Origin of the sequence: Burkholderia sp. CCA53, assembly GCF_001685525.1 — a bacterium.
Classification (GTDB): domain Bacteria; phylum Pseudomonadota; class Gammaproteobacteria; order Burkholderiales; family Burkholderiaceae; genus Burkholderia; species Burkholderia multivorans.
The window spans coordinates 913,071-933,629 of sequence record NZ_BDDJ01000002.1; the positions used below are offsets into that span (position 1 = coordinate 913,071).

General features: G+C 66.1%; 18 protein-coding genes. 5 read left to right on the plus strand and 13 right to left on the minus strand.

Annotation, left to right across the window (positions count from 1 at the left end; genetic code table 11):
* The first annotated feature begins 219 nt into the window (after positions 1–219).
* The gene (locus BCR55_RS20525; protein ID WP_065496692.1) at positions 220–1,605 is read left to right on the plus strand and encodes an MFS transporter; all 1,386 of its coding nucleotides are present in this window, start codon (positions 220–222) and stop codon (positions 1,603–1,605) included.
* Positions 1,606–1,614: 9 nt separating this feature from the next.
* On the opposite strand, the gene BCR55_RS20530 is transcribed toward BCR55_RS20525, so the two are convergent.
* From BCR55_RS20530 to BCR55_RS20540, 3 genes are all read right to left on the minus strand, one after another.
* Positions 1,615–2,535, minus strand: a complete 921-nt coding sequence (locus tag BCR55_RS20530; RefSeq protein WP_006397741.1) for a LysR family transcriptional regulator — start codon at positions 2,533–2,535, stop codon at positions 1,615–1,617.
* A 94-nt stretch (positions 2,536–2,629) separates the two neighbouring features.
* Positions 2,630–4,090, minus strand: a complete 1,461-nt coding sequence (locus tag BCR55_RS20535; RefSeq protein WP_065495717.1) for an FAD-binding oxidoreductase — start codon at positions 4,088–4,090, stop codon at positions 2,630–2,632.
* A gap of 166 nt (positions 4,091–4,256) precedes the next feature.
* On the minus strand, positions 4,257–4,601 hold the full coding sequence (locus tag BCR55_RS20540; RefSeq protein WP_006404462.1) for a cupin domain-containing protein: 345 nt from the start codon (positions 4,599–4,601) through the stop codon (positions 4,257–4,259).
* A 205-nt stretch (positions 4,602–4,806) separates the two neighbouring features.
* Between BCR55_RS20540 and BCR55_RS20545 the strand changes: the two genes are divergently transcribed.
* From BCR55_RS20545 to BCR55_RS20555, 3 genes are all read left to right on the plus strand, one after another.
* Positions 4,807–5,712, plus strand: coding sequence for a helix-turn-helix transcriptional regulator (locus tag BCR55_RS20545; protein ID WP_006404463.1), 906 nt, complete (start codon positions 4,807–4,809; stop codon positions 5,710–5,712).
* 146 nt (positions 5,713–5,858) lie between these two features.
* On the plus strand, positions 5,859–6,809 hold the full coding sequence (gene speB / locus BCR55_RS20550; protein WP_006404464.1) for an agmatinase: 951 nt from the start codon (positions 5,859–5,861) through the stop codon (positions 6,807–6,809).
* Between the two features lie 35 nt (positions 6,810–6,844).
* Positions 6,845–8,326 carry an aldehyde dehydrogenase family protein gene (locus BCR55_RS20555; protein WP_065496696.1) on the plus strand — a complete coding sequence of 494 codons (1,482 nt, stop codon included), beginning with the start codon at positions 6,845–6,847 and terminating at the stop codon, positions 8,324–8,326.
* A gap of 217 nt (positions 8,327–8,543) precedes the next feature.
* On the opposite strand, the gene BCR55_RS20560 is transcribed toward BCR55_RS20555, so the two are convergent.
* Together BCR55_RS20560 and BCR55_RS20565 are read right to left on the minus strand one after the other, a co-directional pair.
* A complete protein-coding gene (locus tag BCR55_RS20560; RefSeq protein ID WP_065495719.1) occupies positions 8,544–8,759 on the minus strand; it encodes a hypothetical protein in 216 nt (71 codons plus the stop codon).
* A 30-nt stretch (positions 8,760–8,789) separates the two neighbouring features.
* Entirely contained in the window at positions 8,790–10,109 is a 1,320-nt protein-coding gene (locus tag BCR55_RS20565) for a DUF3422 family protein (RefSeq protein ID WP_065495721.1), read from the minus strand.
* A gap of 141 nt (positions 10,110–10,250) precedes the next feature.
* Here BCR55_RS20565 and BCR55_RS20570 point away from each other — a divergent pair, with 141 nt between their 5' ends.
* Entirely contained in the window at positions 10,251–11,126 is an 876-nt protein-coding gene (locus BCR55_RS20570; RefSeq protein ID WP_006397730.1) for a LysR family transcriptional regulator, read from the plus strand.
* Between the two features lie 97 nt (positions 11,127–11,223).
* Here BCR55_RS20570 and BCR55_RS20575 read toward each other — a convergent pair whose 3' ends face one another.
* The 8 genes from BCR55_RS20575 to BCR55_RS20610 all read right to left on the minus strand — a co-directional run bounded on the left by BCR55_RS20575 (position 11,224) and on the right by BCR55_RS20610 (position 20,428).
* Positions 11,224–11,784 (minus strand): hypothetical protein, encoded by a 561-nt coding sequence (locus tag BCR55_RS20575; protein WP_006404469.1) that lies wholly within the window; start codon positions 11,782–11,784, stop codon positions 11,224–11,226.
* 590 nt (positions 11,785–12,374) lie between these two features.
* Complete coding sequence (poxB, locus tag BCR55_RS20580; protein ID WP_053298007.1) at positions 12,375–14,096, minus strand: ubiquinone-dependent pyruvate dehydrogenase; 1,722 nt, start codon at positions 14,094–14,096, stop codon at positions 12,375–12,377.
* Between the two features lie 388 nt (positions 14,097–14,484).
* On the minus strand, positions 14,485–15,162 hold the full coding sequence (locus BCR55_RS20585; RefSeq protein WP_065495722.1) for a hypothetical protein: 678 nt from the start codon (positions 15,160–15,162) through the stop codon (positions 14,485–14,487).
* A 155-nt stretch (positions 15,163–15,317) separates the two neighbouring features.
* Positions 15,318–15,866: a hypothetical protein gene (locus BCR55_RS20590; protein ID WP_065495723.1), complete on the minus strand. Its 549-nt coding sequence runs from the start codon at positions 15,864–15,866 to the stop codon at positions 15,318–15,320.
* 47 nt (positions 15,867–15,913) lie between these two features.
* The gene (locus BCR55_RS20595; protein WP_244104620.1) at positions 15,914–17,002 is read right to left on the minus strand and encodes a hypothetical protein; all 1,089 of its coding nucleotides are present in this window, start codon (positions 17,000–17,002) and stop codon (positions 15,914–15,916) included.
* A gap of 65 nt (positions 17,003–17,067) precedes the next feature.
* On the minus strand, positions 17,068–17,562 hold the full coding sequence (locus BCR55_RS20600) for a hypothetical protein (protein ID WP_175403837.1): 495 nt from the start codon (positions 17,560–17,562) through the stop codon (positions 17,068–17,070).
* Between the two features lie 8 nt (positions 17,563–17,570).
* Positions 17,571–18,257 carry a pilus assembly protein gene (locus BCR55_RS20605; RefSeq protein ID WP_065495731.1) on the minus strand — a complete coding sequence of 229 codons (687 nt, stop codon included), beginning with the start codon at positions 18,255–18,257 and terminating at the stop codon, positions 17,571–17,573.
* A 17-nt stretch (positions 18,258–18,274) separates the two neighbouring features.
* Positions 18,275–20,428, minus strand: a complete 2,154-nt coding sequence (locus BCR55_RS20610; protein ID WP_065495733.1) for a TcfC E-set like domain-containing protein — start codon at positions 20,426–20,428, stop codon at positions 18,275–18,277.
* Positions 20,429–20,559: the final 131 nt, after the last annotated feature.

Consider the following 20,559-nt stretch of genomic DNA (forward strand, 5'->3'; position numbering starts at 1 on the left):
GCTTAGCGTCGATCGATGACAGTTTTCGGTAACCGGCCGACAGGCCGATGTAATTCGGCAGCGCATTCCCACATGTTGAGCACGCAACGTCCCATCAATCGGGATGCCTGTCCAAATGTTGACGCACGTCGCGCCGCCGCTCTAACGTTCGGCCGAATGTCATCGAATGCGGCCGCGCCCGAACCCGTGCGCCGGCCGCACGGCACACAGGAGACAACCGTGACCCAATCCGCGTCGCGCACGCACGCCAGTCAACCGGAGCGGCCGCCGCACGCGCACGCCAGCTCCGCCCTGCCCATCGAATCCGCATCGCGCGCCACGGACGCGACGCCGTCGCGCAAGCGGCTGCTGATCCTCGTGCTGCTGTTCGTCACGGTCGTGATCAATTATCTCGACCGCAGCAATCTGTCGATCGCCGCACCCGAGCTGTTTCGCGAATTGAACATCGATCCCGTGCACGCGGGGCTCGTGTTTTCCGCATTCGGCTGGACCTATGCGCTGATGCAGATTCCCGGCGGCTGGCTCGTCGACAAGGTGTCGCCGCGCGTGCTGTATGCGGGCGCGCTCGCGCTCTGGTCGGCCGCGACGCTGCTGCTCGGCTTCGCCGGTTCGTTCGTCGGCGTGATCGTGCTGCGGCTCGCGGTGGGCGCGCTCGAAGCGCCCGCGTATCCGATCAACAATCGCGTCGTCACGACGTGGTTTCCGACGCGCGAACGCGCGAGCGCGATCGGCGGCTATACGTCGGGGCAGTTCGTCGGCCTCGCGTTTCTGACACCGGTGCTCGCGTGGCTGCAGGTGCATCTCGGCTGGCACATGGTGTTCGTCGCGACGGGCCTCGCCGGCATCGTCTGGGCGGCGATCTGGTACGCCGTGTATCGCGAGCCGCGCGCGTTTCGCGGCGTGAACGCAGCCGAGATCGCGCTGATCCGCGACGGCGGCGGCCTCGTCGATCTCGAGGATCGCGTCGCCGCGCGCCGCGAGCGCGCGCCGTCGACGTGGCGCGATCTCGGGATCGTGCTCGGCCGGCGCAAGCTGTGGGGCATCTATCTCGGTCAGTTCGCGCTGAACTCGACGCTGTGGTTCTTCCTCACCTGGTTCCCGACCTACCTTGTCAAATATCGCGGGATGGACTTCATCAAGTCGGGCTTTCTCGCGTCGCTGCCGTTTCTCGCCGCATTCGTCGGCGTGCTGTGCTCGGGCCTGCTGTCGGACTGGCTGATGCGCCGCGGCGCGTCGCAGGGCTTCGCGCGCAAGCTGCCGATCATCTCCGGGCTGCTGATCTCGACGTGCATCATCGGCGCGAACTACGTCACGTCGACGGGCTGGGTGATCGCGTTCATGACGCTCGCGTTCTTCGGCAACGGCTTCGCGTCGATCACGTGGTCGCTCGTGTCGGGGCTCGCACCCGCGCGGCTGCTCGGCCTGACGGGCGGCGTGTTCAACCTGATCGGCAACTTGTCGGCGATCGCGACGCCGATCGTGATCGGGCTGCTCGTCGACGGCGCGGACTTCTCGCGCGCGATCACCTACATCGCGGCGATGGCGCTCGCCGGCAGCCTGTCGTACGGCCTGCTGGTCGGCAAGGTCGAACGCATCGACGCATGAGCGCGGCCGTCACGCGGCGAGCGCGACGGCCTTGATGTCGAACGCGCGCAGCAGATCGTCGCAGAACGCGTCGACGATCGGCTTCTCCGACGTGCTGCGCTTCATCGCGAGATGCATCGGCACGTCGAAGCTGAACGTCGCGCGTCCGACGGCCTTCACGAGCCCGCGCTGCTCGAACGGCTCCGCGTAGTGCGCGGGCAGATAGCCGAGATGGCCGCCCGACAGGATCAGGATCGTCGCGGCCTCGATGCTGTCCGCGCTCGCCGTCACGCGGCGCTCGGGCAGCGGATACTGTTCCTCCGGCACCGGATAGGTGCGCCACACCCAGTCGTGCGCCTGCAGATCGTCGGCCGTCACCGCGCGCGACGCATGAAACAGCGGATGCCCGCGCCCGCAGTAGATCACCTGCTGCTCGGTAAACAGCGGCGTATAGACGAGCCCCGGCACGCGATGCCAGAAATAGCCGATGGCGAGATCGAGCTGGTTGTTCACGAGGCTTTCCTCGAGCTCCTGCGGCGACGCGACCTTCATCGAAAACGTGACCGCCTGGTCGCGCTTGCGGAACGCGCCGATCGCTTCGGCAAGACGCGCGTTCTCGACGAGCGGCGCCTGGCCGATCAATCCGATCGACAACGTGCCGACGAGCTTGCGATCGATGTCGCGCACGCGCGCGACGAACTCGGACGTCGCGGCGACGAGCGTGCGCGCCGTCGCCGCGAAGCGCTCGCCTTTCGACGTGAGCCGAAAGCCGCCGCGCCCGCGGTCGCACAGCTTGAAGCCGACGCGCGCTTCCAGCGCGGACAGCTGCGTACTGATGGTCGACTGGCGCACGCCGAGCGACGCCTCTGCAGCCGTGATGCCGCGCGCGTCGACGACGGCCAGAAAAACCCGGATGAGCCGGAGATCGAGATCGGTGGTATTCGAGAACATGCTGGAGCCTGCTTACATAGAGAGCACGCATGCGTTGCCATGAGAACGGCCGCGCGCCGCCATCGGCATCGGCGCGCGCCGCCGCGCTTGGTCGTTACATCGGGAAGCCCATCGCCTTGATGCCGTTGATCCACGCGCGCTTCCATCCGCCTTCGGCATCCGCGCCGTCGAACGCATGGAACGTGATCTTCGCGGCGATCCAGCGCATCGGCTCGGGCGGAATGTAGCTCGGGCTCTGGTTCGCGATGTCGAGCTTGCGCTCGGGGCTGTCGCGATCGAACAGGATGTTCAGCCCCATGAATGCGCCGAATCGGCTCGCCGCGACGCCGAAGCCCGTATAGCCGGCGACGAACACCGCCTTGCCGCCGAGGTAGCGCTTCGCGAACACCGAGCCGCGCGAGCAGTAGTCGATCGGGCCGCCCCACGCATGCGAGAAGCACACGTCGCTCAGCTGCGGGAAGGTCCGGTAGAACGCCTGCGCGAGCCGGTAGTAGGTTTCGCGCCGACCGTCCTGCTGCGGATTCGGATCGCCGTCGAAGTGATAGCTGACGAGCCCGCCGAAGATGATGCTGTTGTGCTTCGTCAGCCGGAAATAGTTGAGCTGCGTGCGCGTGTCGTATACGCCCTGCCGGTTCTTCCAGCCGATCCGCGCGAGCTGCTCGTCGGTGAGCGGCTCGGTCGCGAGCACGTGATCGCGCACCTGCATCACGCGGCGATTGATGTCGGCAATCCCGACCTTCGCCGTGCCACTGCCGAACACGACGCGCGGCGCGCGCACGCTGCCGTTCGGCGTCTTCACGTACACGGTGCTGCCTTCGTCGGTCACGGCCGTCAACGGCGTGTGCTCGTACAGCTTCACGCCGAGCGACAGCGCCGCGCGCTTGAGCCCCCATGCGAGCTTCGCCGGATGCACGATCCCGCTGCGGTTGCGCGACCACAGCGCGCCCGCGAACAGCGGCGAATTCAGTTGTTCGAGCGTCTCGTCGCGATCGAGCAGCACGACATCGTGGCCGTATGCGCGATGCAGCTCGTAGTCGCCCTGCAGATGCGCGATGTGGTCCGGATCGACCGCGACCGTCATCTCGCCGTTCCATTCGACGTCGGCGTCGATGTCGTAGCGCTTCAGCGTTTCCTCGAAGCCGTCGAGATTGCGATGGCCGAACGCCTCGAGCTGCGCGATGTCGTTCGGAAACACGCGTACCGCATTCGGCAGCCCGTGCATCACGGATGTCGAGATGATTCCGCCCGCGCGCCCCGACGCGCCGTGCGCAACCTTGCCCGCCTCGATGAGCACGACGTTCAGATGCGGCATCTGCTCCTTCGCCTGCACGGCCGACCACAGCCCCGTAAAGCCGCCGCCGACGATCAGCAGGTCGGCCGTCACGTCGCCCGACAATGCAGGCTCCGCCGCCGGCGCGGCCGGGTTGTCGAGCCAGTACGGAGAGAGCTTCGTGTGCTCGAGCGCCTGTTCGACGCTCAGTGCGGCCGGCGCGCCGCGCCTCGCGTGCGGCGGTTCCGGCACGGTCCGTTTTGCTTCGTTGACTTCCATTTCCATGATTCCAGCGCTCCCGCGCGATTGCGCCCGTGTCGTCCCGCACGCGGTACGCGCGTGCCGCTGCCGCCCCGGGCGCGACCCACTTCGCAGTGCGGACGATCGAAAATGCATCGGCCGCCGCGCGCGCGTCACACGGACGACGGCCACGCGGCGACCGATGCGGACATCACGACTTCTCGAGCAGCACGTAGAACTTCTTGGCGTCCTCGAGGGTCTCCCAGCGACCCGCGAAGCCGGCCGGCAGCAGATAGCCTTCGCCCCGCGCGAACTCCTTGCGGTTGCCTTCGACGTCGGTCAGCGCGATGCGGCCTTCGACGAGCCATACGGCCTCGTCCGCGGCGGTTTCGGGAAAGTCGACCGCGCCGACCTTCCCTTCCCACCAGCCGACGATGTAGTTGCCGCCCTTGCCTTCGGCCGCACGCCAGTCGCTTTCGTCCATCCCGAAGTCGAGCTTCGTGAATTCGCCTACGCCTGCGCCGAGCGGCAGAATGTCCTTGATCAGTTTGGTCATCTGAATCTTTCGTCTCTCGTTTGAAAAAGCAGAGACGAAGTTACCGATTTACACTGCGCCGGTATGCCCCCCTGCAGGGGGGACAAACCGCGTTTTGCGGCGCGCACGCCGATCGCGCGCGCCGGTATTTCCCCTTACTGACGTTTCGCGCGGCGGACGCTAAAATCCGCGCGCTTTTTCCGCAGGCTTTTCATCGGGGGACCGCATGCTGCTGAACGTGAACCCCTTCCATCGCGACGACGACCGCTTCAACGTGTCGTTCAAGGCACTCGGCGAGCTGATCGAAACGGTCGGCACGCCGCATTTCGTGCCGCGTCTCACGCAATTGCTGAACGAAGTGGTGCCGCTCGACGTGCTGCACGTCGAACGCTCGCGCGTCGACGGCGCGATGCCGACCGGCTATCGCTGCGAATGGATCGGCAGCAGCGGGATCGGTACCGCGAGTGCCGAAATCTCCGACGTGATGACGCTCTACTACGAGCGCTTTCTCGACAGCGATCCGCTGTTCGCGGGGCTGCGCGGCAAGACCGGCACGATGCTCGTCGTGCGCGACATCGCGGCGATTCCGCCCGGCGAATTCCGGCAGCGGCTATTCGACGACGTGCGGATCGGCCACGAATGCGTACTCGCGCGCGGCACGCGCTACGCGCAGCATTCGATCGCGCTCGAACGCGGCCGCGACCGGCCGCCGTTCACGCTCGCCGAGATGAACCGCTTTCGCAGCATCAGCGACGTGCTGTTTCCGCTGCTCGAGCTGCATGCGTCGACCACCGCCGCGCGGCGCGTCGCGCATCCGGCGCCCGACGTGCATCCGCTCGCGCAGTTCGATGCGCGCATCGCGGCCGACGGCGTGAAGCTGTCGAAGCGCGAATACGAAACCTGCAAGCATCTGCTGTCGGGCAAGACCGTGCCCGAGACGGCCGAGATTCTCGGCGTGCGCGTCGCGTCGGCCGAGTCGTACGTGAAGCGCGCGTTCGCAAAGCTTGGCGTGCGCACGAAGCGCGAGCTCGTCGCGTGGGGCGCGGCCGCGCCGCTGCCGGCCGCCGCGCGCGGCGACGCGCACGATGTCGTGCCGGGTGACGACGCAGCGCCGAGCGCCGCCGCAGACTGACGCACGGCCGCGTTGCGCGCACTCGATGCGGCGGCGCCCGTTGCATCGAATGTCGTCGATGTGAACGTTGCGACTTCAAAATCTTCGCGCATGCGTTCTCCTCTACCATCGGCCGATCGCTTTCGATCGACCAGAGGAGACGCCCCATGCACCGCGAACTGAATCAACCGATGGGCGGCAACGAGATGCCGCGCTTTGGCGGCATCGCCACGATGATGCGCCTGCCGCAGGCCGACACGACCGACGGCCTCGACGCATGCTTCGTCGGCGTGCCGCTCGACCTCGGCACGTCGAACCGCTCGGGGTCGCGCTTCGGCCCGCGCCAGATCCGCGCCGAATCGGTGCTGCTGCGCCCCTACAACATGGCCACGCGCGCCGCGCCGTTCGATTCGCTGCAAGTCGCCGACATCGGCGACGTCGCGACGAACCCGTACGACCTGAAGGATTCGGTGCGCCGGATCGAGGCGGCGTACGACCGGATCGTCGCGAACGGCTGCCGCCCGATCACGCTCGGCGGCGATCACACGATCGCCTGGCCGATCCTGCGCGCGCTGCATCGGAAGTACGGCAAGGTCGCCGTCGTGCATGTCGATGCGCACGCGGACGTCAACGATACGATGTTCGGCGAGAAGATCGCGCACGGCACGCCGTTTCGCCGCGCGGTCGAAGACGGGCTGCTGCAATGCGACAAGGTCACGCAGATCGGCCTGCGCGGCACCGGCTATCACGCCGACGATTTCGACTGGTGCCGCGAGCAGGGTTTCACCGTCGTGCAGGCCGAAGCATGCTGGAACAAGTCGCTTGCGCCGCTGATGGCGCAGGTGCGCGAGCGCGTCGGCGACACGCCCGTTTATCTGAGCTTCGACATCGACGGCCTCGATCCGTCGTTCGCACCCGGCACCGGCACGCCGGAGATCGGCGGGCTGTCCGTCCAGCAGGGACTCGAAATCGTGCGCGGGATGAAAGGCTTGAACATCGTCGGCGCGGATCTCGTCGAAGTGTCGCCGCCCTACGATCCGGCCGGCACCACGGCGCTCGTCGGCGCAAACCTCGCGTTCGAGATGCTGTGCGTGATGCCCGGCGTCGCGTACCGCTGACCTGAAACCGAACACCGACCGAGAGGATGAACCTCATGTCCACCGTTGAACGCTCCCCTTCCGCCGCGACGCTCGTGCTGCCCGCAGCGCAGATCGCCGGCCGTGCGGTTCGCACGCATTCCGACACGGCCGGCGCGCCGATCTGCAACGCGTCGACCGGTGCGACGATCGGCTGGCAGGAATTCGCGACGGCAGTGCACGTCGACGACGCGGTACGCGCCGCGCGCGACGCGTTGGCGGGCTGGCGCGACACGTCGCCCGCCGAGCGCGGCCGGATGCTCGCGGCGATCGCCGAACGCGTCGAAGCCGAACGCGCGCGGCTTGCGGCTTTGCAGATGCAGGTCAGCGGCAAGCCGCCGTTCGAAGCGGACGCCGATGTCGGCGACGTCGCCGCCACGTTCGCGTACTACGCGTCGCTGTGCGCGGACCCGGCGACGTTCGCCGCCGAACCGGTCGCGCTGCCGAACGAGTCGTTCGCGGCCGAGCGCTTTCACGACGCGGTCGGCGTCGCCGCACTGATCGTCGCGTGGAACTTCCCGATGGTGACGACCGCGTGGAAGCTCGCGCCCGCGCTCGCGGCCGGTTGCACGGTCGTGCTGAAGCCGTCCGAGCTGACCTCGCCGGCCGAGCACGCGCTGCTCGAAATCGTCGCCGCGGCCGGCGTGCCGGCCGGTGTCGTCAACGTCGTGAACGGCGGCGCCGACGTCGGCGCGGCGCTGACCGCGCATCCGCTGATCGACAAGATTTCGTTTACGGGCAGCACCGCCGCCGGCCGTCATGTGATGCGTGCCGCGGCCGCGGACATGAAGCGCGTGACGCTCGAGCTCGGCGGCAAGTCCGCGCTGATCGTGCGCGACGATGCCGATCTCGAACTCGCGATTTCGCTGGCCGTCGCCGGTGCGTTCACGAACGCCGGGCAGATGTGTTCGGCCACCGCGCGCATCCTCGTGCACGACAGCGTGTATCGCCGCTTCATGGCCGCGTTCGAGACGGCCGTGCGCGCGCTCGTCGTCGCGCCGCCGGATGTCGCCGATGTCGCGATGGGGCCGCTGATTTCGGCCGCGCAGCGCGCCCGGGTCGAAGCGCTGCTGCAACAGGGCATCGACACCGGCGCACGCGTCGCCTTCAGCGGACGCGTGGCCGATACGGGCGGCGACGGCTATTTCATGGCGCCTGTCGTGATCGCCGAGCCGGCCGCGGACAACGTGCTGTGGACCGATGAAGTATTCGGCCCGGTCGCGTGCGTGAAATCGTTCCGTACCGACGAAGAGGCGATCGCGCTCGCGAACGACACGCGCTATGGGCTCGTCGCGACCGTCGTAACGCGCGACGCGGCAGCCGCGCGCCAGTTTCAGGCACGCGTGCGCGCGGGGCTCGTGTGGATCAACGCGCCGCAGCTCATCTATCCGCACGTTTGCTGGGGCGGCTTCGGGCTGAGCGGCATCGGACGCGAACTCGGCGTCGCGGGGCTGCGCAGCTATCAGGAATTGCGGCACGCGATGCGCGCGGTCGATTGACGGTGTCGTCGCGCGGCGGTCGAAGCACGACGTGCCGCGCGGCGACCTCATTCGATGCGGTCATTGACGGGGCACGCTTGCCGCCGCGCGGACGACGAAGCAAGCCGCATGAGAACCGCAGGCGAAAAGCAAAGCATCGCCACGCGGGCGTCCGTCTTGCGGACGCCCGCGCAGCGTCGCCGTCGCGGTGCGCGCGATGCGTGCTATACGCCGCGCGTCAGTTGTATCCGAGAATCGCGACCGATGCGACCTCGGGCCGATCGACGCTACCGACGAGCGACACCATCGGCTCCTGCAGCACGGCCTGATACGAGGTCACGTGCGCTTCATCGGGCGCGCCGGCGTGATCGTGCATCGGCTCGTCGAAACCGTCGAAGCCATCGAAGCCATCGAAGCCGTCGAACAATTCGGATGGGTTCAGCGAAAAAGTCATCTCCGTTCCTTTGATACGTAGTCGTTTGTTTTAGCTTGCCTGCTTCAGTGCGGCGACTCGCACGGCGCCGCCGTCGTGTGCGGCTTCCGCGTGCGCGAGCTGCGCGCGCGTGCGCCGCGTAATGTGGATCACCGCGAACACCACCGGTGCAATCAGCAAGCCTTCGGCGAGCTCGGGATCGACCGGCAGCTTCATCACGTGCAGCGCCTTGAAGGCGGCGGTGGCGAGCGACAGCACGTAGTACGAGATCGCAGCGACCGACAGCCCTTCGACCGCATGCTGCAAATGCAGTTGATTGCGTGCGGTGCGCTCCATGCCGGCGAGCAGCCGCGTGACGTCCTTCTCCTGCGCGAGATTCACGCGCGTGCGCAGTAAATCGACCGCACGCGCGATGCGCGCGGCGATCTGCTCGTGACGTGCCCATACGCTGCGGCACGTCTCCATCGCGGGCGCGAAGCGCCGTTCCATGAATTCGGCGATCGTCGGCATCCCTTCGATGCGCTCCTCGCGCAATTCCTGGATGCGCGCGAGCACGAGCTTCTCGTAGGCGCGCGACGCGCTGAACCGGCCGCCCGCGCCCGACAGCGCTTCGACGCGCACCGCGAGATGCGTGAGCTTCACGAGCAGCGACGCATCGTCGTCGCCTGCGCCGCCCGCATCCATCTGCTGCATCAGCGCGTGCAGCGCCGCGTGGATCTCGTCGAGCTCGCCGCTCATCCGGCGCGCGACCGGCAGCGCGAGCAGCGCCATCATCCGGTACGTCTCGATCTCGTATAGCCGCTGCAGCAGCCGGCCGCCCTGCTCCTCGCGGAAATCATCGTCGACGACGAGAAGGCGCATGAAGCCGTCGTCGCGCACGTGCCAGTCGCAGAACACCTTGCCGCCGCCGAGGACGTTGCTGCCGACGAGGACGGGCCCGTCGATCCAGCGCCGCAGATCGGTGCACACGAGCCGCGCGGCGTCGCCGGACAGCAGTTCCATGCGCACCGCGACGAAGCGGATGCCTGCGAGCCGCGCGAACCACGCGGCCGGAATGCCTTCGATCGCAAGATCGTCGAAATAGCCGGTATCGCGGCGCGGCGCGACGAAGGTGAACGTCGAGAACTCGGTGTGGCGCTCCCACTTCAGATACCAGCCGCAACGCGATTGCGCCGCGTGGTGCGTCGCGCCTTCATGCGGCGCGGCCATGCCGGTGTCGCGACACAGCGCGTGCAGCAGCGTTTCGTGCAGATCGGGCTGCCCGTCCGCGTACACCGCGTAATGGGTGAGCGACACGGCCTCGGCGATCCGCAGAAACGGCCGGGCATGCAATTCGGCGGCCAGTGCGGCGCGCAACGGATGGTCGATCATCGATACACCACGCTTTCCTGTTCAGTGCTGCATGCCGTGCCGCATCGGGACGATACGGCCGGCTTGATTCCACTATGGCAGACACATAGCAACAATAAAAACGCATAATGTTGATCGTTACCTTCAATTTTCCTGATACCGATGAAGATGCTCGATCACGACGTGCTGGCCACCGTCGTCGCCGTCGCGGAGACCGGCAACATGACGCGCGCGGCCGAGGCCGTGAACCGTTCGCAGTCCGCTGTCAGCATGCAGATCAAGAGCCTCGAGGACGCGATCGGCCGTCCGCTGTTCGTGCGCAAGCCGCGCAGCATCGTGCTCACGCGCGAAGGCGAGGTGCTGCTCGGTTTCGCCAGACGAATGCTGGCGCTGCGCGACGAGGCGTGGGCGGCCGTCGTGCGGCCGGAGGTGACCGGCAAGGTGGTGATCGGCGTGCCGGACGACTATGCGTCGTCGCTGTTGCCGTCGGTCTTGAAGAAATTCTCGGCGACCTATCCGAAGGTCGAGATCCAGGTGATCGGGCTGCCGAGCAGTGCGCTCGCGCCGCTGCTGAAGGACGGCACCGTCGATCTCGTGTGCGGCACGCGCGTGAAGGGGCTGTCGGGCGATTTCGTGCGCCACGAGCCGATGGCGTGGGCTGCGATGACGAACGGCCCGCGCGTGTGGGAAGAACGGCCGCTGCCGATCGCGGTGTTCATGCCCGGCAGCGTCGCGCGAGAGAACGCGATCCGCAGCCTCGAACGCGCGAAGGTGCCGTACCGGACGTCGTATGAAAGCCCGAGCCTGCTCGGTCTGCTCAGCATGGTGGAAGCGGGTCTCGCGGTCGCGCCGCTCGCGCGTTGCGCGATTCCCGCGCAGCTGTCGATGCTCGGCCGCTCGCACGGATTGCCGGACCTGCCGCCGCTCGAACTGATTCTCGCGCGCAGCACCAAATCGAAACGTCCGCCGTGCGACTTTCTCGCCGAACAGTTGATGGAGGATCTGCAGCGTCAGACCGGGCAGGCCGGCGACGCGTAGCGAGGCCGCACGCCGTCTCGCATGCGGCGCGGCCCCGCGATGCGCGGCACGGCGGCAAGGCAGCCTGCCGTGCGACGCCGTTGCGTGTGGTGCGCCGTCACTTCGGCACGCCGAAGCCGGTCATCGCGAGCGCCGCGTTGACGATCGGCGCGACCGCGTCGACGAGCGCTTCGAGCGTGTCGCCGCGCACGTGCCGTCCGGGCGGCGGCACGAACTCGACGCGGCGGCCGCCCCATTGCGAGCCGGCCGTGACCGACAGCGTCGCGCCGAAGTGGTTGCCGTGGCGACGGCCGAACACGCCGATGCGTCGCTCGGCCACATACGCCTGCTCGGGAAGAAACAGCCGGATCTCGACGGCGACCTGATGCGGGTCCGCCGCACGCGCGTTCGCGTCGACGCCGGGCTCGAATGCCTTCGCGACGCGGAACGTAACGTGCGAGTCCCACGCGGCAAGCGGGCCGCCGGCTGCGTCGACGCGTTCGGTATCCACCGACCACTGGTGCCGCTCGGGCACCCGGATCGCCTGGCGTAGCAGCACGTCCGCCGCGCGAACCGTCATCATGATCTGCCGGGCAAGCTGCCTGCCCGACGGCAGCGCCTCGACACGCGCGCGGCGGCTGACCGGGCGCGCAATATGCACTTCTTCCGTGAGGTACATGAACCCTCCGTTATTTGGGCCAGCGCCGCGCACGCCGCGGCGCACCGACGTGAGCCGCCGGCTGACGCGACATGCGACGCGCGGGCGGCGAATGGATAGACAGCAATTGCCGTTCCTCCCCGGCCGGCGCCGGTGCGGCGCGCAGGAGGACCGTGCGTGCGCCTCGCCGGCGGCCGAAAAGCGTTTTTCGGGTCGGGTACGGGCTCAGGGCGAACGCCGTCGCGCGTGGCGGCCGGCCTCGCCGGGCACGCTCCGGCGGGGCTGGGCATGGGTCGTGCAACTGCACCACACGGCAAAAACCGCGACGGCGATTCGGTCGGCAGGAAAGGGACATATGGCGGCGGTCGACCGATGCAGAAGGTCGGCTGTTGAAGATGTAGCAAGCTTGCGACAGCCGACATAAAGGCCGTGCAAAAAAGCGGCGTGCTCGTGCAAAAACGGCAAGCATGACGACCGATGCGGCGCATGCGAGCGTCGAACGGGCGTGCGATCGGGCCCCGCCACGGCCTCGCAGCGGGGCGCGATGCGGCGCGCGCGGGTCGCCTGGGGAAGGCCGCGCGGCGCCCGTATCTTTGCCGCCCGCGGGCGCGTTACCGCAAATTGGTCTTCGCCAACTCGACGATCTCGTCCCCGCGTCCGCTCAGGATCGCGCGCAGCATGAACAGGCTGAACCCCTTCGCATGCGCGAGTTCGATCTTCGGCGGCATCGCCAGTTCGTACTTCGACGTGACGACGTCGACGAGGGCCGGCCCGTCGTGCGCGAACGCCGTGCGCAGCGCGTGCTCGACGTTCTCCGAATGTTCGACGCGTACGCTGAAAATGCCCGCGCCTTTCGCGATCGCCGCAAAATCCGTCGCGCTCAAATCGACGTTCGTATCGAGATACCCTGCCGCCTTCAGCTCCATCGACACGAAGCCGAGCAGGCTGTTGTTATAGACGACGATCTTGATCGGCAGATTGAGCTGGCGCGCGCTCAGCAGATCGCCGAGCAGCATCGACAGCCCGCCGTCGCCGGACAGCGACACGACCTGCCGCCCCGGATGCGCGCCCTGCGCACCGAGCGCCTGCGGCATCGCGTTCGCCATCGAGCCGTGATTGAACGAGCCGTGCAGTTGACGCTTGCCGTTCATCGTCAGATAGCGCGCGGCCCATAGCGTCGGCGTGCCGACATCGGCCGTGAAGATCGCGTCGTCGGCCGCGACTTCGTCGACGATCTTCGTCAGGTACTGCGGATGAATCGCGCGGCCGGGCGGCTCGGCCACCGCGAGATCGTCGAGCCCCTTGCGCGCGGACGCATAGTGCTTCAGCGCGTTCTCGAGGAAGCGACGTTGCGTCTTGCGCGTCAGGCGCGGCAGCAGCGCCGCGATCGTCTCCTTCACGGTACCGACCAGGCCGAGCGCAAGCGGCGTGCGATGGCCGAGCTGCGAACCCTTCCAGTCGATCTGCGCGATCTTTGCATTCGACGGATAGAACGGCCGGTACGGAAAATCCGTGCCGAGCATCAGCAGCGTGTCGCACGACTCCATCGCGTGATAGCCGGAACTGAAACCGATCAGCCCCGTCATCCCGACGTCGAACGGGTTGTCCCATTCGACGAACTGCTTGCCGCGCAGCGCATGCACGACCGGCGCGCCGAGCGTGTCCGCCAGTGCGACGACTTCGTCGTGCGCGCCTTGCGTGCCGCTGCCGCACAGCAGCGTGACGGCGTCGGACGCGTTCAGCAGCGCCGCGAGCCGGTCGAGATCGGCGTCGGCCGGCACGATGGACGGCGGCGCCGCGTCGTGCCAGCGCGGCGCTTCGTCAGGCCCGTCGCCGAGCGCGATGTCGCCCGGCAGCACGATCACGGCGACGCCGCGCGCTTCGATCGCGGTGCGCATTGCGCGCGCCAGCAGCCGTGGGAACTGCGACGCGTTGGTCACCAGTTCCGCAAAGTGACTGCATTCGCGGAACAGTTCCTGCGGATGGGTTTCCTGGAAATAGCCGAGGCCGATCTCGGTCGACGGAATGTGCGCGGCAATCGCGAGCACCGGCTGATGATTGCGATGGCAGTCGTAGAGCCCGTTGATCAAGTGCAGGTTGCCGGGGCCGCAGCTGCCCGCACACACGGCGAGCCGCCCGGTCGACGCGGCATCGGCGCCGGCCGCGAACGCCGCGCTTTCCTCGTGCCGCGTATGCATCCAGCGGATCGAGCCGATCTGGCTCAGGCTGAACGACAGCCCGTTCAGGCTGTCGCCGGTCACGCCCCAGATACGCTCGACGCCCGCTGCCGCAAGCGTCTTCGCCAGATATTCCGCCATCGTCTGTCTTGCCATGATGCCCTCGCTCGCAGGTTGGGTTGCGCGACATGCCGGTTTCCGCGCGCGCCGGCTCGTCGTGCGTGCCGGCGCGGCACCTCTGCGCATGATAGACAAACGCCGGAATCGGCGTCCTGAACGCGAATCCGTGCGCATCGTTCCGCCGCGCGGGAAGTTCGCGGCGGCCGTCATCGGTTCGTCAGATCGGCGACAAGCAGACGAAACTGGCGGGCATGTCCACGCTAAACCGGCAACGCCTGCGCCGAAACAATTTCCTTGAGCACCATGACGATCGGCAACGACGCGACGGATATACCCGAATCGCCTCCCCGTCCGCGCGAGCGCTCTCCATGTGGAAGATCGATCGGGCCTTCGCCGAAATCGCGATATGCAATACGCGACGATGTCACGACGTGCCGGCACCAGCCTGCTCCGGACAGGCCGCCTGCCCCGGCACCGACACGACACGCCCTTTCAGCGGCAACGGCACGCCCGGATAGACGTTGAAATCGTCGAGCACGCGCCCGTCCACTTGCGCGCCCTTGACCGTATGTCGAACGTTGCCGGTTGCAGTCAGGCGTGCGCCCGTCGCATCGCAGGTCATCGAGAGTCCTGCGCGGGTGCGGTTCGGCAACTGGCGCACCAGCCCACTGAACGCCAGGCTGACGAGCACGGTCCCGGTCGCGCTCGCCTTTTCTCCGGAGGAGACTTTCAACACGGGTTTCACGTCGAGGCGATACACCGTCTCGGTTTCCACCGCGCGCAGCGACTTCAGCGTGATCGTCTTGCTCTGGCCGGGCGCCAAACTGATCTTGAACGGGAACGCGTACAGCGCTGGCTGGTCGCTCTCGCCAACCGGTTCGACCTTTTCTTCGGCCAGCGGCACACCGGGATTCATCAGGCGCGACAGCGAAATGCTCACGTATTCCGGGCGATCGCCGTTGTTGACGATCTGGACGGCAGTTTCCTGGCCGTCGACGACGACTTCCTTCGGTATCAGATCGATCGCGGCCAGCACCGATGCCGGCATCATCAGGTACGCGGTGAACGTTGCGAAGAAGCGGGCAAGCACGGATAGATTCATCGTGAACGATTTGACGGAGGTTCGCGCTGCAAGCGGCCATCGCAGCCCGAAGCGGCACCCGGACGGCAACGCGTCGCGCGTGCCGGAGAGGAAGGCCGAACAGGCGGCGGGTGTGCCGTAGCCGCGGCGCGCGCACGACGACGGCTACAAGCGCGTCAGCGCGTCTTGATGGTGGGCTCGAATGTGAGCGACAGCACGCCGCTGTATGTGCCGGCGGTCGCCTTGAAGTCGCCCGCTGGCGGATACGCGGCAACCGCCAGCGTGTAGTACCCGACCGAATCCTCGCCGGCGACCGGCGGCACGGGATTGCTGAACGTCGTGCCCTGCCCCGTCACGATCGACTTCGGCTGGCCGCCGTCCGGTGCCAGCGTGACGGACGGCCGCTGGAACATCTTCTGCGTGTCTGCCTGATTGCGGATCTCGAGCGGCGTGTCCAGGCGAACCTGAAACGTGCCGCTCGTCGACAGCACGCGCAGCCGCGCTTCCACTTCGTAGGGCGCATCCCAGCCGCCCAACTGCCTCATTTCGAGGCCGCTGTCGAACCAGCCGCCCTTTTCGTCGGTGACGTCGAAGTTGTCGCGCGGCACGACGGTAGCCGTGATCGTGCTGCTCGTCTTGCCGCTAAGCGTGACCTCCTGCGCCATCGCGAAAACCGGCAGCATACACGCGGCAATCAGCCCGTATCCGGCGATGCGTTTTGTCATATTGACTCCCATGCTCTGGTGACCCGAACTGGCACACTGGCGCGCCGTCAGGTTTTAGTGACGACCGTAAACGTCAGGACATCGTGGTATTGCCCGACTTTCGCATCGGCAGGCACGTTGGTCGTGAACGTCGGCATCCAGCACGATAGCCCGCTCGAATCCAGCGGAACGGTCATGCCGCCGGTATTCGGCAACGGTACATTCACCGCTCCGTTGGATAACTCCACGGCGTACGGAATGGTGTCCGTTCCATTCTTAAGCCGATAGCGGCCGTTAACCGTACCTGCCGCACTGGTCGCATCGATCACGAAGCGCTTGCCGTTGACCGCGCTGCCCGAATATTTGAAGCAGAGAGCGTCCTCGATATTGGAAAAGGACTTCTTTGCCTCGCCGCGCGGCAATTCGCCAAGATCCCAGTTCGGGGCAGTGACGTCGATCGCGACCGACCGCGGCGGTTCCGGTGGCGTGGTCGGATTCACGACGTTGCAGCTGCCCGGTCCACCATAACGCGTGATATACGCCGCGCCTCTGACATCGGCGACATCGTAGCCGCTCATGCCCGTACCGGGGAGGTAGCCGGGGTTACCGGCCGCAGTGGCGTAGTTTCCGGCGCGAATGGACAACGCGGGCCAGTCTTCCACGTTGGCATTGTCGACGATCACCCTGACGGATGCCGTGAACGCCCTGGTAACCCCCCACTCGGAATAGCGCGGCGGCTCAATGCCGGAGCCTACTATGTACCCGTTATACATGACGTAGCCCTTCCCGAAGTACACGATCGAATGCCGAACGCTACCCATGAAAACCGCCTGTGCAACGTCACTGCTTTGAAGCATGGTGCCATTCTTGTCGTACCCGTAAACCATTATCCCGCGCGAGAGGAATGCCTGCCCGTAGGTTCGACCCTCTGTGGCCTTGAAATCGATCGATACGCGGAGCGTGCTGGTTCCGTTTCCGTTATCGGTCCACGAACACGAGTGATATCGGTCGATGATATCGATTTCCACCAGGTCGTATTTGACAGACACGGCATACGCGTGATCGACAACGAAAAATGCAAGCATCGGGAGTGTGAACGCGATCCATCGCATTCTTTCCGTCGCACGCCTGATTACCGCTGAAATAATGGTCAACATAAGCTCCTTGCCTCTCTCGCCGACGCGCCCTCGCGCTCGCGTACGTCGCTACCGCGACGACACTGTTATCGCTTTTCGCGGCCCAGGTGATAAATCACCGCACCGTATCCCACACTGACAAAAAGCGGCGCGGGACCGTGCTCGGCATCGCGCCCTTCAATCCTGATCCGTTCGTTCGGCCGGAACGTCACGCGCCAGACCTGCGTTTCCTCCGGTACGGCGAACGCCTTCAACGTCATCCGGTACTTCTGCCCCGGCGCGAGCGACAGCCGGTTCGGCGTAACCAGCAAGCCGGGATGCGGCACCTCGTCGATCGGCGCACGCTGTTCCGGCATGTGGCCCGGATTCGTCACCAGTTCCTGCGACACCGTCAGGTAAAGCGGCGTGTCGCCCACGTTCTCGACCCACAATTCGCCCGGCAGCTTGTCAGGCTCGAGCGTCAATTCCGGCCGCGACAGCTTCAGAATGCCGGCCGCGACACTGCTCGCGCAGTACGCGGCGATCAGCACGCCGGCGGCACAACGTCGCGCACCGGCGGCGAGCGCGCGTGCTGCCGGCATGCGCACCGTCATTCGCATGTCAGCGTCACGGGCTTGTCGCCCGCATCCAGCTTGATCTGCTTCGTCGCGAAGTACTGCGGCATGCCGGGGAATACGGCGACCGTCTGCGCCGGCTGGCCGTCGCCGACGGTGACGTCGTGGAACACCGAGCGGACGGTGCCCGTGCTTTCCAGCGTGATCCCCCCGTTCTCGCAGCGATGCGTCCACGCTGCATGCTGCTTCAACGGCTTCGGCAAATGTCGAACCAGTACGCCATAACCGATCGACACCGACAGCGGCGCGGTGATCTTGTCCTTCGGCGCCTCGTCGACCTTCAGCGACTTGACCGGGATGATATAGAGCCGATAGAGCTCTTCGTGCGGCACTTCCGTCAGCGACTGGAGCGTGATCTGCCGCGACTGGTTCGGACCCAGCGTCAGCTTGTCGGGGCTTGCGATCAGGCCGGGCCGCTCGAGATCGCCGAGATCGACCTTCTGTTCCGGCGTGATGCCGGGGTTCATCACCTTCTGGACCGAAATGGACAGATACATCGGCTCGTCGCCCATGTTCTTGACCGTCACGCGCTGGTCGTGCTCGCTGACGACACGTGTCGTCGCGGGCGTCACCATCAATTCGCCGGCCGCAAATGCCGGAATCGCCACGGCGGCTAACAGTCCTGCCACCAGCGACAACATGCCTGTCGGTTTGAACGTCATATTTTTCATCCTTCGTGTTACTGCGCGACGCCCGCGCTGCAGCGGTAGTACGACCCGCTCGCATCCTTCAGGCTGCACGTGTACTGATAACCGTCGCCGGCGACCGTGAGGTCCGACAACATCTTCTTGCTGACGATCGAGAACAAGCCGTTGCGGTAGACGGTATCGCCGGTCTCGGCGATCTTCCCGCTGATCGGCTTGCCGCCGTGGTCGGTCAGGAATCCGCTGTAGATCATGTTGATATCGACCTTCGCGCTGGCCGAATACACCTGGCCCGGATGTGCGCGCAGGATGTTCGCCGGCACCTCGATGTTCATGTCGAGCTTGCTGCTGTTGCTCAGCACGCGGGCGAACGGCACGTCGCTATATGCGTTGAGCGGCACCGCATAGGTGCTGTTGCCGCCGACCGGGTTGCCTTCGACGTTGAAGCCGTATTTCATCCCGTCGATGTTCGGCGTGCGCAGCAGCATCGCGCTGCCGCTGCCGCTGTAGCGGCCGAATGCAATACCTTCCCGGCTCGCTGCGAACATGCCCCGATAGTTGAAGTCGAGATTCGCGGCGTCGCCGTTGTAGCCGAGGTTCAGCGATGCATCGCCGCGCGTGCCCGAACGGGTGCCATAGACGTTCATCCCATAGTCGCGGCCAACCCGGCTGCCCGTCACGCCCAGCGTGGTCGTGCCGAAACCGTCCCGGAAATCCTTCCGGTAGTCACCGCTCAACTGCGTCTGGCCGCCCGAATGCGCGGCGTTGAAGCTCGCCTGCGTCCTGTCGAGCTGCATCGTCATGTTGAAATAGACGCCGTAGCCGCCACTGCCGGAGTTACGCACGAAGCTGCCCTTCTGCACGCCGAGCGCAAAGGTCGCCCACAGGCCGTTCGGACGATAGTTCCAGCGCACTTCGGCCTGGTGCGTCTGGTTGAACGGCGAGCGCTGGTAGTTGTAGCTGGCCGTCGCGCGACGAATGTTCCGGCTGTACGACACGCTCGTGCTCGACGTGCCCGTGTAGAAGCGCGACACGTCGTTGTTCAGATACCGGCTGACCATCACGTTGCCGAGCACTTCGTTGCTCGCGGCCAGCGTCACGTAGCCGCCCGCACCGCGCTCGCCGCCCAGCACGCCGAGCGTTGGCGAAAGATCGATGCCGGCAAGCATCGTCGGCCGCGTGACGTTGATTTCGGCCGCCCAGTCTCCGCCGTGACCGACCAGCGTCGACGCGTTCATGTAGAACTGGCGGAAATTGCGGCTCATCGCGGCTTCCATCAGGAAGCCGCCCTGCTCGCGCATCTCCTTGCCGACCGTGAAGCGCCACGCATTGCCGGCGGTCCTGCCGAAGTTGACGTTGTTGATCTCGCGAACTTCCTGGCTCACGACGTGGCCGCTGCGATCGACGAGGCGCACCTCCACCGGGTAGTAGCCGCCGGGCAGATCCGCGAAGCTGATTTCGTTGCGGCCGAGCGCGGCGGGCCGCTTCAGGATCAGGCGTCCGCTGCGATAGAACTCGTAGTTCCCTTCGGCAGTCGCATACAGGATCAGCGAGCCCACGCTACGGTTGACCTGCAGATTGCGCTGGCTGCCGACCGTCACGAAGTGGTCGAAGCCCGGCGACAGCAGCGTGCTGACCGCCCCCGATGCATAGTCGATGCTGTTCTGCTTGCCCGCACGAACATACGTGCTGGCGAAGTTCTTCTGCAGGTAGTACGACGAGACGCCCTGTGTACCGATGCTGTTGCCGCGCGTCTCGGTGTGGTTCACATACCAGCTCAGATAGCCGAAGCTCTGCGAGGGCAAGCCGACCCACGTCGTGCCGTTCACGTTGAACGCGCGATAGCTGTCCGTCGATGCGCGCACGTCGACCGACTGGTTGTTGACGAGCCCGAACGCGGTTTTCGGCACGAGATAGTCTTCGCGCGTATCGCGGATCGAGATCGACCGCCTCAGCTTGTCGATCGTGACGTAGTAGCCGGCGATTTCGACATCGCAACCGTTGCGGCAACGCTTGTAGTCGAGCTGCGACACGACACCGCGGATCGTATCGACGTCGTCCGGCGAGATGCCGTTCGCCGCATATTTCTGCGCATCGAATTCGAGGGATGCGGCGGTTGCCGAATATCGAATAAACCCCGGAAGCGTTCTGCCCTTGAACGTCGCGACATAGTTTGCGCTATCGTCCATTTCAGCCGCAGTGAACCCTTCAGGTACGCCATACGATACCTTTACTTCTGCGTACGAGTGCGAAGAAACAAACAACAGGAATGCACCCAGCCACAGCTTGTTGAATTGAAACGGGGCTTGAAAGGCAGACA

What these genes read in the sequence shown, in the direction of transcription:
- BCR55_RS20585 (WP_065495722.1), bottom strand. Translation starts at nt 15,162, where the DNA reads ATGAATCTATCCGTGCTTGCCCGCTTCTTCGCAACGTTCACCGCGTAC.
- BCR55_RS20535 (WP_065495717.1), bottom strand. Translation starts at nt 4,090, where the DNA reads ATGGAAATGGAAGTCAACGAAGCAAAACGGACCGTGCCGGAACCGCCG.
- BCR55_RS20555 (WP_065496696.1), top strand. Translation starts at nt 6,845, where the DNA reads ATGTCCACCGTTGAACGCTCCCCTTCCGCCGCGACGCTCGTGCTGCCC.
- BCR55_RS20600 (WP_175403837.1), bottom strand. Translation starts at nt 17,562, where the DNA reads ATGCCGGCAGCACGCGCGCTCGCCGCCGGTGCGCGACGTTGTGCCGCC.
- BCR55_RS20570 (WP_006397730.1), top strand. Translation starts at nt 10,251, where the DNA reads ATGAAGATGCTCGATCACGACGTGCTGGCCACCGTCGTCGCCGTCGCG.
- BCR55_RS20530 (WP_006397741.1), bottom strand. Translation starts at nt 2,535, where the DNA reads ATGTTCTCGAATACCACCGATCTCGATCTCCGGCTCATCCGGGTTTTT.
- BCR55_RS20595 (WP_244104620.1), bottom strand. Translation starts at nt 17,002, where the DNA reads ATGTTGACCATTATTTCAGCGGTAATCAGGCGTGCGACGGAAAGAATG.
- BCR55_RS20540 (WP_006404462.1), bottom strand. Translation starts at nt 4,601, where the DNA reads ATGACCAAACTGATCAAGGACATTCTGCCGCTCGGCGCAGGCGTAGGC.
- BCR55_RS20565 (WP_065495721.1), bottom strand. Translation starts at nt 10,109, where the DNA reads ATGATCGACCATCCGTTGCGCGCCGCACTGGCCGCCGAATTGCATGCC.
- speB (WP_006404464.1), top strand. Translation starts at nt 5,859, where the DNA reads ATGCACCGCGAACTGAATCAACCGATGGGCGGCAACGAGATGCCGCGC.
- BCR55_RS20590 (WP_065495723.1), bottom strand. Translation starts at nt 15,866, where the DNA reads ATGACAAAACGCATCGCCGGATACGGGCTGATTGCCGCGTGTATGCTG.
- poxB (WP_053298007.1), bottom strand. Translation starts at nt 14,096, where the DNA reads ATGGCAAGACAGACGATGGCGGAATATCTGGCGAAGACGCTTGCGGCA.
- BCR55_RS20605 (WP_065495731.1), bottom strand. Translation starts at nt 18,257, where the DNA reads ATGACGTTCAAACCGACAGGCATGTTGTCGCTGGTGGCAGGACTGTTA.
- BCR55_RS20560 (WP_065495719.1), bottom strand. Translation starts at nt 8,759, where the DNA reads ATGACTTTTTCGCTGAACCCATCCGAATTGTTCGACGGCTTCGATGGC.
- BCR55_RS20575 (WP_006404469.1), bottom strand. Translation starts at nt 11,784, where the DNA reads ATGTACCTCACGGAAGAAGTGCATATTGCGCGCCCGGTCAGCCGCCGC.
- BCR55_RS20545 (WP_006404463.1), top strand. Translation starts at nt 4,807, where the DNA reads ATGCTGCTGAACGTGAACCCCTTCCATCGCGACGACGACCGCTTCAAC.
- BCR55_RS20610 (WP_065495733.1), bottom strand. Translation starts at nt 20,428, where the DNA reads ATGGACGATAGCGCAAACTATGTCGCGACGTTCAAGGGCAGAACGCTT.